This is a genomic window from Methanospirillum stamsii (assembly GCF_003173335.1).
Lineage (GTDB): Archaea > Halobacteriota > Methanomicrobia > Methanomicrobiales > Methanospirillaceae > Methanospirillum > Methanospirillum stamsii.
Map to the genome: position 1 here is coordinate 54,476 of NZ_QGMZ01000010.1, position 14,551 is coordinate 69,026.

The window sequence follows — 14,551 nt, forward strand, 5'->3', positions numbered from 1 at the left end:
CGAACTAACAGGTATGTATGGGATACTGCACCAAAAAAGTGTATTATTTTGATAAACCCGGTGAGGCAAACACCAGGGATGCTATCCGGATTGGTGCTGAACGTGCACAGGAACTTGGATTATCAACGATAATTGTGCCCAGTACAAGCGGGAATAGCGCCCGGGTGGCATATGAAGAACTGAAAGGAAAACAGATCCGCCTGATTGTCGTAACTCATGTTGTCGGGTTTTCCTCGCCCGGAGTATGGGAGTTTGATGAGAAACTGGCAGCAACACTCCGGGAGGCAGGAGTGACCATAATAACCGGAACTCATGTCTTATCCGGCCTGGAACGCGCATTTTCGTCTTCTCCCAAGGTTAGTGGAGGATCCCGGAGTGAAGCTGTCGCAGAAGCTCTCCGGAGAATAGTTGCTGTGGGACTCAAAGTGGCGGTTGAAAGTACCCTTATCGCTGCAGACCAGGGTGCTATCGGTGTAACAGATGAAGTGATTGCTCTTGGAGGAACAGCAAGCGGCGCAGATACCGTCTGTGTTATCAGACCCTCAACCACCCAGCGATTCTTTGATCTTCAGGTCCGTGAAATTGTAGCAATGCCCAGGAACAGGTAACCATGATACAAACCGCTTTGAGGAATACTTTCTCAAAACTGATTCACACACCCCTGCTTTGGATCTCCGGAGTATATGCCGGACTTATCATGACCAGTGTTATCTGGCTTGAGTTTTCCGATGGCATGTTCCTTGCAGGAAAAATAGCGATGCTCTCTCTGATTGCAGCCCCATTCCTGGTCGGGATGATGAATTTTGTTCTGCAGACAGGAGAAAAATCCCCCAGGGAAATCCTCTCTGCAGGACTGAAAAACTATTTTCCTATCGTCCTGCCCTGTATCACACTCGCAGGAATGATGTTTATCCTGATGCTGCTTCTCAGCATCCCCCTATCTATCATGGGGTTTGGAGGAGACCCCTATACCCTTACCGGCCTTACTATTGGAATCGTGATTCCAGCCCTTATCTTCTCCCTGTACATTGACAATGTGGCAGTCTGTGAAAAAAGAAACATATTTGGGACCCTGAAAAGGAGCCTGGAACTTGTCAGTTTGAATTTCTTCGGTGCCATCGGATATTACATTATTAGCGCCTTTTTCATCCTGGGAGTCTCGTTGTTCGGGGCATTCCTCTGGGGCATAATCCTGGCGGATAAATTCACCCCGTTTATTGAGATGAACATGACCGTTCAGCAGGAAACCTTTTCCCACTATACTCTTGTTGACTGGCAGAATCTCATCGGACCGGAAGGAAGTCTTGTCACCGCAATTGTTTTCGGCATTGTTTCCTGTATCGTTGTCCCGTTCCTGATTGTCTTTAAATATCAGTGCTATTCGGAAATATCACAACAGACAATTGTTGAATATGGGGAATTTGACGAAAAAGGACGCTGGTATAAGTATTAACCAGAAAAAAAGACGATTATTCCCCACAGAAGAACAGTAATAATCCCGCCTCCAAGGGTTGCGAAGAAATTCGTCCCTGCATTCCCCCACACTTTTTTATTTTCGTATAATTCTCCTAGCAGACTGTCAAGGTTTGTACCGATAAAGCCACCGATTACCGCAGCAACAAATATCGAGGCATCTGCAACACCGAGAAGAAAGGCGGAGAGGGAGATAAACAGTGCACCAATAAGTCCTGCCATCTCACCGATAACCGAGACACCACCATTTGTCCCTTCAGGCACCGGCTGAAAGGTGGTGATAAGCCGGGGTTTTCCAAAGCATACACCTATCTCTCCTGCAACGGTGTCAGCAGCAGCGGTTGAGACACTGCCCACATATGCAGCAATAAATACCGGATGCTGGGTCACACCAAATCCAATCGCGGCACAAACGGATACGAGGCCATTTGCAAAGACATTGATGTACCCTCTGACCCCTCCCTTCTCTTCCTCAACATGCAGGGATTTCTTGTAATCCATTTTATATCGGGTGGTAATAGCTCCAAGAATGAAGAAGGCCAGCATGATTAAAAACCAGGATATGCCTCCGGCAAACACAATCAATAGAACCCCTACCAGGGCAGCGGAAAATAATCCGGGGATATCTGCAGTTTTCAGACGGTATGCAAAATAACTAAACCCGAATGCAATAACGACTGCAGTGGCCACCAGGGGGAATTCAGCTTCATATTCCAGGTCTTCAATAAGCAGCATGATCATAGCAACGGCAAGAAGTTCGATGGTTATGGCATTCTTTTGTGTTTTAAGAATCGAATGAAGAAGGACACAGACCGTAGCACCGACAACCGCAGAGAGCCATGACCGGACACCAAGGTATTCCATCACAAATGCCGCAATCAGAAGACCGCAGATGAAGGATAATGCATATTCTATGGTCCGGCCCCCGGTCAGGGAGAAGATGAGTTCTTTTGTTGCGATAATAAGAATTGCTGCACACAAAACGAAAATTGGAAGAATCCCGATAAGACCCAGGAACCCTATAGCCCCTAATGCAAAAACAAGTAACCGGTCTTCGTTCTTAAACCACAACGAGACCGCTGCGATAAAAACCAGAAATCCGGGGATTCCAGGTGGAAGATATGGAGATATTATCAGGAGAAGAACTGCAAGAGCAAAAGCAATCCATCTCACTGTGCTGAACATAGGGTATGTAATTTGTTAGTAACGCAATAAATAGTTGGATGGAGGTTTTTTGATTTATTATATAAAGCCCTTTACTGTTCCGGCATTCTGAATTAAACGAAAATTTAGGTTAATTTTATTCAATTACGGTGGGGAGATGATTTTTTTCTCCATATCATCCAAGTATCATCCATGAAATTCTTTAACCTTACGCACCAATTTTTATACTGAATAATTGTGATGCAAAAATATCAGAGAACCGCCAAATACTCAATTGTTGTTCAGATATTTGTTCTCCTCTTTCTATTAAGCAATGGAGTGTGTGCAGCACCAACCTATGCTCCCACAGAAGGAAAAGCCCCTTTAACAGTCTATTTTTCATTTCCCGGAGCTGAAGAATGTGATAGGGTTCACTGGTCATTTGATGATGGAAATTCCTCGAATGCCATTACAACTTCCCACACCTACTACAAACAGGGGATGTTTTATCCAACCTGTTCCTGTGAGCTTCCGGGGGCAAATGCCTCCTATACGTATGATTATGTCTATGTGATTCCCTGGGCGTCAAGCATCAGGGACAGCCCTACCGGAGGAAACCCGAAAAGTTCACAGGTGATTCGATCATCAGAGGACCTCAGCTCAACGGATCTACAAAAGCAGGCAGAAGGACTTGCTGCAATCGGTGAACTCAAATATGCAGCAGATGCATATGCTGACCTCTCCCGGATATCGTCTCCTGATTTTGAAACCCTCACCGATTATGGGGATGTCCTCGCAGACCTTGGAAGACTTACTGAAGCTGAGGCTGTTTACCTGCAGGCACTGGTGCAGAATATTACCCCTTCGGTCCTCAAAAAAATGGCTGAAACGCAATTTTCCCTTGGGAAAACCAGTGAAGCAATAGAGACCATGAACCGGACACTTCTTCTTTCTCCTGACGATGCTTCCAGTTATGCTTCCTATGCAGCATTTCTCCAAAAAGCAGGAAGAACCAGCGAGGCCCTTGACGCATACGACCACTCATTCAAACTTAATGACGCTCAGCCAGAGTTATGGGCAGACTATGCCAATCTGCTTTCATCTATCGGCAGAAATAAGGAGGCTGCAGATGCCTATAAACATGCAATAGATATTGGAATGGGAGGCAATGATATCTGGAATAATTATTCCCGGGTCCTTCAGCAGCTTGGATTAAAGGAAGAGGCGCAGCGGGCTAAGGAACAGGCCACAAGATCATATGTTCCGATATCATCCTCGATGTTTGGTTCAAGCGACAGTATCCCGGTCTGTGGTATCGGCTCTATGTGCTGAAACCTCCCTATTCTTTTAGAATTTATTAAGTTTCTTACTCCCCTTTTTTTTCCGGATTGTTCCATCATCTACATTACCCTTCACCCACAAACGTATGAGCAATGTCGAGGGTCTTGCGGGAACTTCCCAAAACCTATGAGTATCGTGAGGTAGAATCGCGATGGCAGCAGACGTGGAAAGATGAAGACGTCTACTTTAAAGAGGGGTCAGAAAAACCCCGGTTTGTCATTGATACACCTCCACCATATCCCACCGGTGAATTTCATATTGGAAATGCATTTAACTGGTGTTATATTGATTTTTTAGCCAGATACAAGCGGATGAAAGGATTCAATGTCATGTTCCCGCAGGGATGGGACTGTCATGGTCTTCCAACCGAGGTGAAAGTCGAGGAGATCCATAAGATAACAAAGAATGATGTTGACCGGCAGAAATTCCGCGAGATGTGCCGCGAACTGACAATCGGCAATATCACGAAGATGCGGGCATCCATGCGGAGAATGGCATTTTCCATCGACTGGAGCCACGAATACATCACGATGATGCCGGAGTACTTTGGCAAGACCCAGCTCTCGTTTCTCCGGATGTATAACGCCGGACAAATCTACCAGTCAGACCATCCGGTCAACTTCTGTCCCCGGTGTGAGACTGCCATTGCCTTTGCAGAGGTCAATTACAGCGACCGGACCACAAAACTCAATTATTTCAACTTCTCCGGCCTTGAGATCGCAACCTCCAGACCTGAACTTCTTGCCGCCTGTGTTGCTATTGCAGTTCATCCGGATGATGAGCGGTACAAGGATAGAAAAGGTCAGCACCTGAAAGTCCCTATCTTTGGACATGAAGTCCCCATCATCTGTGATGAGGCAGTCGATCCTGCCTTTGGTTCCGGAGCCGTTATGATCTGTACCTTTGGAGACAAGCAGGATGTCATCTGGTGGAAGGTTCATAAACTCCCGCTCAGGAAGGCAATCGACAAAACCGGCCATATGACCGAGATCGCCGGAAAATACCAGGGCATGGATACAACCTCCTGTCGTGAAGCAATCCTTTCAGATATGAAAGCCGGGGGAATCCTTCTCAGGCAGGAACCACTCGAGCAGCGTGTCGGAACCTGTTGGCGGTGTAAAACACCCATAGAAATCCTCTCCGAACACCAGTGGTTTGTAAAAATCCCGCATGAAGCAGCATTAAAAGCCGCAAAAGAGGTCAAATGGTATCCGGAGCACATGTTCCTCCGAATGGAGAACTGGATCTCACAGATGGAATGGGACTGGTGTATCTCCCGGCAGCGTATCTTTGCAAGCCCAATCCCTATCTGGTTCTGTAAAGACTGTGGCGCAATACTGCTCCCGGATGAAAAAGACCTCCCCATTGACCCGACGGTGGATGCTCCGAAAAAACCCTGTCCGAAATGTGGCAGTACCAATTATAAACCGGAAACCGATGTTCTTGATACCTGGATGGACTCGTCAATATCGGTTATGCATGTGACCGGATGGGACGGAAGCCAGAAGGTTCCTCCTCTCTTCCCGGCACAGATCCGTCCCCAGGGCCATGATATCATCCGGACATGGGCATTTTATACCATCCTTCGTGCAGTCTCCCTTACCGGAGGAAAGCCTTGGGAACAGATCCTCGTAAATGGAATGGTACTCGGAGAAGACGGCTTTAAGATGAGTAAGAGCCGGGGCAATGTTACCGTTCCGGAAGAAATCCTGGAGCAGTACGGGGCTGATTCACTCCGGCAATGGGCTGCATCAGGAGCTGCAACCGGATCTGATATCCAGTTTAACTGGAATGATGTGGTTGCTGCAAACCGGTTCCTTACCAAAATGTGGAATATCTCACGGTTTGCCCTCATGCAACTCGACCGTGCCCCCTTTAAGGATGATGCACCGGTAACTGCTCTTGCTGACCGCTGGCTGTTTACAAAGCTCAGTGAGACTGTCAGTGAAGTATCCGAATCCCTGGAATCATACCAGTTTGACAAGGGCCTTAAAGCAATCAGGGAGTTTGCCTGGGATGTTCTCGCAGACAATTATATTGAGATCGTAAAAGGCAGACTGTATACGGATTCCTCCGAACGGGACGGTGCCTGTGTTGCAATCCGGACCTCTCTTGATGCAATCTGCCGGATGCTGGCACCATTTACTCCCTACTTTGCTGAAGAGATCTGGTCATTCATGAATGAAGGATCAGTTCACCAGCAGCCATGGGTCTCTTTCTCGTATACAGATGAAGAAGCACTCAAATCAGGGGAGACCCTTGTCCAGGTAATATCTGAGATCCGGCGGTACAAACATGACAAAGGGCTGGCCCTTAATGCTCCGCTTGGTAACGTCACCGTATACACTCCTTATGCAGTTGACGATGCCGGAGACGGAAGTAGTGCCCTTAACTGCACCCTTACCTGGAAGGCCGGAATGCCACAGCTTACCCAGGTCGTAAGTGGTGTGAAGTTTGATATGGGCATAATCGGACCAAAACTCAGAGGAAAGGCAAAAGGATTCATGCAGGCTATTGAAGCACTGCCAAAGGATCAACTGACAAAGGTTCCAAAAACCATCATGGTCGACGGAGAGGAGATAAGTGTTCCGGAAGGATCTGTTCTCCCCCAGCTTTCGTATACGGTTGCCGGGGCAAGTGTTGACCTGATTCCGGTCAGTGATGACTTGGTCATCACCATCGACCAGTAACACGAGTAATTATTAAAAATCTAACTTTTTTTATCACCATTATTATCACTGGACACACCTTTCAAAAAAAGAATTATACATGTGACAAGGCAATGTACCAGAATATTATTCACAATAATGATGCTTACATCACTTTCTATTAAAAATTTCAAGCGATTCGAAGATGTTACAATTCCCCTTGGGGACCCGGTGGTATTCATTGGCCCCAATAACTCAGGGAAAACAACCGCCCTTCAGGCTCTGACTCTGTTTTCAATCGGGCTTTCAAAATGGATAGAAAAAAGAGGATTGAATTCTTCAGTACAAAAACGAACAGGCGTCACAATCAATCGGAGGGATCTTCTTGCAGTCCCTATTCCGGAGGCTACCCTTCTATGGCGAGACCTTCATGTTCGATCATCAGAATTGACAGAGGGGAAACAAAAAACCACAAATATCAAGATTGAGATCATACTGGAAGGAATAACCGATAATGAACCCTGGACATGTGGACTTGAATTTGATTACGCTAATCCTGAATCCCTCTATTGCCGACCAATCAAGGATAAAGAAGGAAGACTCCTTTCCATCTCACAAAACTTAAAGTCATTTTCTATTGCTTTTCTGCCACCAATGTCAGGCCTTGCAGCACAGGAAATAAAATTAGAAACCGGAGCCATTAATGTAAAAATTGGTGAAGGAAGAACAGCAGAAGTCTTGAGAAATCTTTGTTATCAGATTAGTTCATCAGGAAATGATGAACCCTGGAAAACAGTTGTTCAAAACATCAGGGATCTCTTTGGAGTCATCTTACATACACCAGAATACATCATAGAACGTGGTGAAATAACGATGGAATATGATGAGATAGGATCCGGAATAACTCTGGATATCTCATCAGCAGGAAGAGGTCTGCACCAGACGCTGCTATTGCTTGCATATTTGTATTCACATCCGGGAGATGTTCTGTTACTTGATGAACCAGATGCGCATCTGGAAATATTACGGCAACGGCAAATATTTAATCTTCTTATTCAATCATCACAAAAAACAAAAAGCCAGATAATTGCAGCAAGTCACTCAGAGGTTGTTTTAAATGAAGCAGCAGATAAAAACGTTGTCGTGGCGTTTATTGGCAAACCTCACCGAATAGACAAAAAAGTAGGACTTGAAAAATCACTCAGGGAATACGGATATGATCAGTATTATCTGGCCGAGAGAAGGGATTGGGTACTCTATGTTGAGGGATCAACCGATTTGGCAATACTTCAGGAATTTGCAAAAATACTGAATCACAAAAGTCTTCCTTATCTTACAGCTCCTTTTATCAGATATATTGGATGTAATGAACCATCAGAAGCACAAAAGCACTACTACGCCATGAAAGAAGCAAATAAAAACCTTCGTGGTATTGCACTTTTTGACCGTCTTAATAAGGAGATAAAAAAAGATCCAAATCTTACCATTATTTCCTGGAAAAAACGGGAAATTGAAAACTATTTTGCCATCCCGGAAGTAATAGTGAGATTTCTGGAAAATAAACCAGACCCTGCAACACAGCAGATGGTAAACATGATGAAAGAATGTTTAACTGATGCGATTCCTCCAAGGGCGATGCGGGATCGGAAAGACAGATGGTGGACAGAAACGAAGATGAGCGATGATTTCCTTGACCCACTTTGGGCTGATTTTTTTGAAAGATCAGGACAAAAGGTACTGATAAATAAAGGCGGTTATTATGAAATTGCACAATATCTATATCCTGACGAAATTGATCCGGAGATTATTGAAAAACTCGATAAAATATATGATATAGCCGTAAAAACCGTTGATTAGTACAAAATTTTACTTATTATTTTTTCTTTTTTTTCTCTGTTCTGCATGCCGGAACCTAACCGCTTCTGATGCCACCCGGAGAATATGTTCCGGCGGCAATGTCCCGTCGATGATAACAAACCTGGATGGGTCTTCTTCTACGAGCCGCATATAATACTCCTGAACCCGGGAGAGGACATGTTCCTGTTCAAAATGTTCTCCTTCTCCTCTCTTTCCGGTCCGTTCCAGGGCAACAGCAACCGGAACCGCAAGGAGAATAGTAAGATCAGGAATAATAGTCCATCCTGAATGGACTGCCCTGAGCCATGAAAGCGGGTCAGGGATGATGCCATCAAGGGTGACCTGCTGGTACACATACCGGCTGTCTATATACCGGTCAGAGATAACAAGATGACCCTCTGCCAGGGCAGGCCGGACAATCTCCCGGAGGTGGGCTGCATGATCAGCAACAAAGAGCAGGGCCTCTGCCACCGGATCTGCCTGTTCCCGGATAGCCCGGCGGACCGCATCACCTATCCAGGTAGACCCGGGCTCACGGGTTATCACCGGAGAAAAATCCGCCAGAGCAGTTCCAAGTGCCTGATGCAGGGTGGATTTTCCACTTCCGTCAATCCCCTCAATAGTTACAAGCAAAATGTTCCCCTCCGGATATACTCAACGGGGATGATTCCAGTATGCACCGCGGTTGCAATTATCGCCCCGTCAAACCCTGATTTTGCAAGGAGAACCAGGTCATCTTCAGAAGAGACACCCCCGCCCCAGAGAAGTGTGCCCGGATATGCTGCACGAAATGCAGAGAGCATGCCGGAGGAAAGACCTCTCCTGGTCCCGACCCGGCCGATGTCCAGAAGAATTACCATCTCGAAGTGATACCTGCTGCACGAAGAAAGAAACGAAACCGGATCGGACTTCCAGGGAATGACCAGGTCATTTTTTATATCAACCGAAAGAACTCCCCCGGTAAACCGATCAAGGACGTCTCCGGCAGTTTCGGTGCCCACGATATTTTTCACCCCGGCAATGTGGAGCATGTCATCCGGACCCCGGCAACCCCGGTCAAGAAGGATACATTCTGTCCGCTCTGCGAGATGGGGTATCAGGGAATCATGATCGCCAGTGCCACAGATTCGGTCCAGATCTGCGATATAAAGATATTTTGGCTGCAATTGATCGATAAACGCGATTGGCTCTGCGGTCGATGCATGAATGGATGTTACCGGAGCGTAACTCTCCCGCATCCCACTCTTTCCGTGAACGATACAACCGGATTTCAGGTCTGTGGCTAAATAAAGGTCCATATTACAAACGTAATCACTATTTAGATGACAGATCCATAAAATGTATGCAGTTGCTTGTCAGCCCGGCAACAATCGAAGAAGCAAAGAAGACACTTTCTGCTGATATTGTTGATGTAAAGCGTCCTGAAGAAGGCTCACTTGGAGCTTCTTTTCCCTGGATAATAAGTGCAATAAAAAAACTTACCCATAAACCGGTTAGTGCCGCAATAGGTGATTTTGACTATAAGCCCGGAGGTGCAGCCCTCACTGCTCTTGGAGCTGCTACCGCTGGTGCAGATTATGTAAAAATCGGGCTGATGTTTGATGGTATTGAAGAAGCACAGACAGTTATTCAATCAGTAACCCGTGCGGTCAAAGACACCTATCCTCAAAAATCTGTTGTCATTGCAGCCTATTCTGACTGGGAACGGCTTGATACCATTTCACCTTTTGATATGGCTCCACTTGCAGCAAAGGCAGGTGCAGATGTATCAATGGTCGATACCGGAATCAAGGATGGCAAATCCACATTTGAATTTATGGATGAGGCAACCCTGGTAGAATTTACAAACCTGAACCGATCACTCGGTATAAAAACTGCCCTTGCAGGATCTCTGAAATTTCAGGATATTGATATTCTAAAACGGATAGATCCGGAGATCATCGGGGTCAGAGGCATGGTTTGTGGGGGAGACAGAAGAGCAATGGTGCAGGAAGAACTTGTTTTAAAGGCAGTAAGTATGGTCCACTGATATGTATATCGAAAAACTACAGGCAGAATCCGGACTCACTTTTGATGATGTTCTGCTTATTCCGGCCGCTTCTGAAGTTGAGCCGGACCAGGCGGATGTTACCACCCGTTTTTCACGCAATATTCCGCTTAACATTCCTCTTGTCAGTGCTGCAATGGACACGGTCAGTACCTCACCGATGGCTGTTGCACTCGCACGGGCAGGGGGCATTACGGTTATCCACCGGAACATGTCGGCGGAACAGGAAGTGGAAGAGGTCAGGAAAGTCAAACTGGAGTCCGAAATTGTCCAGCGTGAAGTTCTTACCGTCACGCCGGACTCATTGATAGCTGATGTCGACCGGATGATGACCTATCATGGAATTGGTGGTGTTCCGGTTGTTGAAGATGAAAAAGTCATAGGTATCGTCAGCAGGCGGGATTTAAGAGCCATGGTAAGCCGCATCGGAAACAAACCGGTACGATCTATCATGACTCCCGAGCCGATTGTTGCACAGGAAGGCATCTCCATTGACGATGCCTTTGACCTCATGTACTCAAGGAAGGTTGAACGACTTCCGGTGGTGGATGAGGATGGGCTTCTTACCGGTATTATCTCCATGCAGGAGCTCCTGGAAAAGAGGCAGTTTCCAATTGCAATCCGGGACAAGGATGGAAACCTCCGGGTTGCCGCTTCGGTTGGTCCCTTTGACCATGACCGGGCAATGATGCTTGTTGAAGCAGGTGTTGATGCCATCGTTGTTGATTGTGCTCATGGTCATAATCTCAATGTGGTTAAAAGTGTCAGGGATATTAAAGGGAGTATCCCGGTTGATGTAATCGCCGGAAACATTGCAACGAAAGCTGCTGCAGAGGCACTCATTGATAATGTTGATGGTCTGAAGGTTGGTATCGGGCCGGGTTCTATCTGTACTACCCGTGTCGTCGCCGGAGTCGGAGTTCCGCAAGTCACCGCGATTGCATCGGTTGCAGAGGTTGCAAAGGAGATGGATGTTCCCATCATTGCTGATGGTGGTATCAGATTCTCCGGAGATGTTGCAAAAGCCATTGCTGCAGGTGCAGATTCTGTGATGATGGGAAACCTCTTTGCCGGAACCGATGAGTCGCCAGGCCAGATAGTTACCATACAGAGTAGAAAATACAAGCAGTACCGGGGCATGGGTTCGCTCGGGGTTATGAGCACCGGTGTTTCTTCAGACAGGTATTTCCAGAAGAAAGAGATAGGAAAGACAAAATTTGTCCCTGAAGGAGTTGAAGGAGTTACCCCCTATGTCGGCCCGGTTGCTGATGTAATTTATCAGATGATAGGCGGCCTTAAATCGGCCATGGGATATGTTGGAGCGCGAACCATAGGAGATATGCATGAAAAGACCAGGTTTATCCGGATTACCCAGGCAGGGTATCTTGAGAGCCATCCGCATAATATCACCATCACCGATGAAGCCCCGAACTACCGAATATAATAAATACCTATTTTCACTAACATAGAGTTAGTGATGTTGGAACAGGCGGAGTTATCCCGGCTTCTGGATATCCTGGGAAACCGTAACCGGAGGAGAATCATTGAACTTCTTCGGGAAAAGCCCTGTTTTGTCACAGAGATATCAGAACGGCTTATGATATCCCCAAAAGCCGTCATTGACCATCTCCAGATGCTCGAAGATGCAAGAATCCTCGCATTCCGGAGTGATTGCCGGAGAAGAAAGTATTACTATCTTGAGCATGACATCAGTATCCAGGTACATCTGGACGAACAAAGCCATGATCTGATCCCGATGATTCTTTCAGGTGAACAGCGTCTCCTGATATCCTTACAAAAACTCCGGCAGATGATTGAAGAACGGGATGAACTTGCCAGGAAACTTGAGGAAAAGGAACGTGAAATTGATCACCAGATAAGTGAAGTCCTCCATGAAGGCAAACAGGCCGGATATGGAGAAGAGATTATGCTGGTTTCAGTGGCTCTTGCTCATGGAGCTGGCAATCCTGCTATGATACGGGATCTGACAGACCTTCCTCCGGAGACGGTTGAAAGTACCCTCCGCCAGCTCACGGACGAAGGAATTGTATGGAGAAAAGGAACAGGATTAGAACTCCGAGGTATATATGCCGATTAATCCGTACGATGATCTGCTGAAAAACCTGGTCCGGTTACTTGAGCAGATCACTTCATTAGAACAGAATATGCGAAAAATGCAGGACGGTACTGAGGTCAAACCAGGTATCATTGGTTGTGCAATTATTACCGGAGGACTGCATCCCCAGGATGGAATGACCCTGGGCAAAGGAAATAAGACCGGGCTTTCCTATGAGATGGTTGACGCAGAAGAGACTGCGTTTCTGACCATTCAGCTACCGACCGGTTTTGGAAATAATCCGGAGGTAGTCTTCAATGAGAAGGCATGCCATGTCGGTATGAACGGGCTGTCCGGAACGATTGACCTTCAGTTTCAAATTAATCCGGAGACATCAACATTTACCTATAGCAACGGAGTGCTTGATGTCGTCCTGGTTAAAAAGGATTCTGTGCCCGAAAAAATAAACGAAGAAGATCCGGGCATGGAAACTGAATTTTTCTAGAGATATAACTTTTTCTTTTTTTGGAATTTTTCAAAATTTCAATACCTGTGCATATATCATCCAGTTCATCTGATAATCTGTTATGATAGTCGTGATTGGCGGTGGACCGGCGGGGCGGTACGCAGCGATGCGGCTTTCCAAAGCAGGAAAGAAGGTCAGAATAATAGATAAAAGATCTACAGGACTTGGCGGCCAGTGTCTTCATCAGGGCTGCATGACTATTTGTGCCTTAAATGATGTTGCCAGGTTCATGGAACAGGCACGGATATTTCAGGACCAGGGAATCCTCAATTTTTCAGCAGAACTATCATATCCGGCCCTTATCAGTAAGATGCAGGAGATAATCGGCCAGATTGCAGGAGTCATCGAACAGGAGACACAGCAGACCGGAGTAGAGGTCATCAAAGGAACAGCAGAGATACAAGGGAGTAATCTCTTTATAAACGGAGAATTAATGCCTGCAGAGGCAATTATCATTGCTTCCGGGGCTCAACCAAAAGTTCCTGAGATCTCCGGATGCTGTCTTCCTGGAGTATACACAGCCCACACCATACTTTCAATGCCTGACCTGCCAAAAAGGATGGTAATTATCGGCAGCGGAGTAATCGCTGCAGAATTTGCATATATATTCAGTTCTTTTGGGACAAATGTTACCATCCTTGCAAGAAGTTCTCTTCTTCGGACCTTTCCGGACCAACTGATAAAAGAGGCAAAAAAAGATCTCGGCCGGGTTTCTATTGAGGAACACGTAACCGTTGCAGGTATCAGTGGCCAGACCAGGGTTTCGGGAGTCATTATCCGGGAAGATAGCAGCATTCGAGAGATTCCTGCAGATGCAGTTCTCCTTGCAACCGGGATGAACCCGAATACTTCTTTTATTTCAGGGATTGCATGTAGTCCGGACGGGGCGGTCCTGGTAAATGAACGAATGGAGACATCTGTTCCGGGCATATATGCAGCAGGCGATGTTACCGGCACCGGATATCTGACACCTATCGCAAGACACCAGGGAAGAAAAACTGCTGACAGTATCCTCGGTAACAACCACGAACCAGACCCAATAGCCGTCCCTCAGGCGATAAAACTCAGTCATGACCTCGCATTCTGCCGGATGTCCCCGACGGTAAGTAAAGCTCTTTCAATTCCAGGCCCTGCAGGCCCAGGTACATTCTGGGAAGTTCCAGGTCACCATACCGGTTCATCCCTCGTAGAATTTGATAAAAACGGACATCTGACCGGACTTGCAGAGGCTTCTCCATCCGGAGCGGTTGCCATGGCATATCTTGGGTGGATGATGAACAGTAATACCACCATTGATGAATTTGACCGCTTTATTGAGGTACATCCCTCTGCAGACGGGATCCCCTGGCTTTTAAAATACCTCAACGGAAAACGAAAATAATCCGGATTTCGCAATAAAATCTTTTTTATGCGTAATTAATTATTCATTTACCTGGGTTTTTTCATTGGGTAGTAGTGCA

At 46.4% G+C, this 14,551-nt stretch carries 13 protein-coding genes; 10 read left to right on the forward strand and 3 right to left on the reverse strand.

The window, feature by feature from the left end:
* Positions 1–17: 17 nt before the first annotated feature.
* Both DLD82_RS04585 and DLD82_RS04590 read left to right on the forward strand, forming a co-directional pair.
* A complete protein-coding gene (locus DLD82_RS04585) occupies positions 18–608 on the forward strand; it encodes a pyruvate kinase alpha/beta domain-containing protein (RefSeq protein WP_109939936.1) in 591 nt (196 codons plus the stop codon).
* 2 nt (positions 609–610) lie between these two features.
* Positions 611–1,453 carry a hypothetical protein gene (locus DLD82_RS04590; RefSeq protein ID WP_109939937.1) on the forward strand — a complete coding sequence of 281 codons (843 nt, stop codon included), beginning with the start codon at positions 611–613 and terminating at the stop codon, positions 1,451–1,453.
* Here DLD82_RS04590 and DLD82_RS04595 read toward each other — a convergent pair.
* Positions 1,450–2,658, reverse strand: coding sequence for a TIGR00297 family protein (locus DLD82_RS04595; protein WP_109939938.1), 1,209 nt, complete (start codon positions 2,656–2,658; stop codon positions 1,450–1,452). The genes DLD82_RS04590 and DLD82_RS04595 overlap by 4 nt on opposite strands.
* Before the next feature lie 219 nt (positions 2,659–2,877).
* Between DLD82_RS04595 and DLD82_RS04600 the strand changes: the two genes are divergently transcribed.
* From DLD82_RS04600 to DLD82_RS04610, 3 genes are all read left to right on the forward strand, one after another.
* Positions 2,878–3,948, forward strand: a complete 1,071-nt coding sequence (locus DLD82_RS04600; protein ID WP_109939939.1) for a tetratricopeptide repeat protein — start codon at positions 2,878–2,880, stop codon at positions 3,946–3,948.
* 101 nt (positions 3,949–4,049) lie between these two features.
* Positions 4,050–6,647 (forward strand): valine--tRNA ligase, encoded by a 2,598-nt coding sequence (locus DLD82_RS04605; RefSeq protein ID WP_109939940.1) that lies wholly within the window; start codon positions 4,050–4,052, stop codon positions 6,645–6,647.
* A 117-nt stretch (positions 6,648–6,764) separates the two neighbouring features.
* Positions 6,765–8,462 (forward strand): AAA family ATPase, encoded by a 1,698-nt coding sequence (locus tag DLD82_RS04610; RefSeq protein ID WP_219968302.1) that lies wholly within the window; start codon positions 6,765–6,767, stop codon positions 8,460–8,462.
* Between the two features lie 9 nt (positions 8,463–8,471).
* On the opposite strand, the gene tmk is transcribed toward DLD82_RS04610, so the two are convergent.
* Positions 8,472–9,095, reverse strand: coding sequence for a dTMP kinase (tmk, locus tag DLD82_RS04615; RefSeq protein WP_109939941.1), 624 nt, complete (start codon positions 9,093–9,095; stop codon positions 8,472–8,474).
* The gene (locus DLD82_RS04620) at positions 9,086–9,760 is read right to left on the reverse strand and encodes a HisA/HisF-related TIM barrel protein (RefSeq protein ID WP_109939942.1); all 675 of its coding nucleotides are present in this window, start codon (positions 9,758–9,760) and stop codon (positions 9,086–9,088) included. The genes tmk and DLD82_RS04620 overlap by 10 nt, the downstream gene beginning before the upstream one ends.
* A 44-nt stretch (positions 9,761–9,804) precedes the next feature.
* On the opposite strand from DLD82_RS04620, the gene DLD82_RS04625 reads away from it, so the two are divergent.
* From DLD82_RS04625 to DLD82_RS04645, 5 genes are all read left to right on the forward strand, one after another.
* On the forward strand, positions 9,805–10,491 hold the full coding sequence (locus tag DLD82_RS04625) for a (5-formylfuran-3-yl)methyl phosphate synthase (protein WP_109939943.1): 687 nt from the start codon (positions 9,805–9,807) through the stop codon (positions 10,489–10,491).
* Between the two features lies 1 nt (position 10,492).
* Positions 10,493–11,953: an IMP dehydrogenase gene (gene guaB, locus DLD82_RS04630; RefSeq protein ID WP_109939944.1), complete on the forward strand. Its 1,461-nt coding sequence runs from the start codon at positions 10,493–10,495 to the stop codon at positions 11,951–11,953.
* Between the two features lie 33 nt (positions 11,954–11,986).
* Entirely contained in the window at positions 11,987–12,607 is a 621-nt protein-coding gene (locus DLD82_RS04635) for an ArsR/SmtB family transcription factor (protein ID WP_109939945.1), read from the forward strand.
* On the forward strand, positions 12,597–13,070 hold the full coding sequence (locus DLD82_RS04640; RefSeq protein WP_109939946.1) for a CS domain-containing protein: 474 nt from the start codon (positions 12,597–12,599) through the stop codon (positions 13,068–13,070). The genes DLD82_RS04635 and DLD82_RS04640 overlap by 11 nt, the downstream gene beginning before the upstream one ends.
* 82 nt (positions 13,071–13,152) lie before the next feature.
* Positions 13,153–14,472 carry an FAD-dependent oxidoreductase gene (locus tag DLD82_RS04645; RefSeq protein ID WP_109939947.1) on the forward strand — a complete coding sequence of 440 codons (1,320 nt, stop codon included), beginning with the start codon at positions 13,153–13,155 and terminating at the stop codon, positions 14,470–14,472.
* The last annotated feature ends 79 nt before the right edge of the window (positions 14,473–14,551 follow it).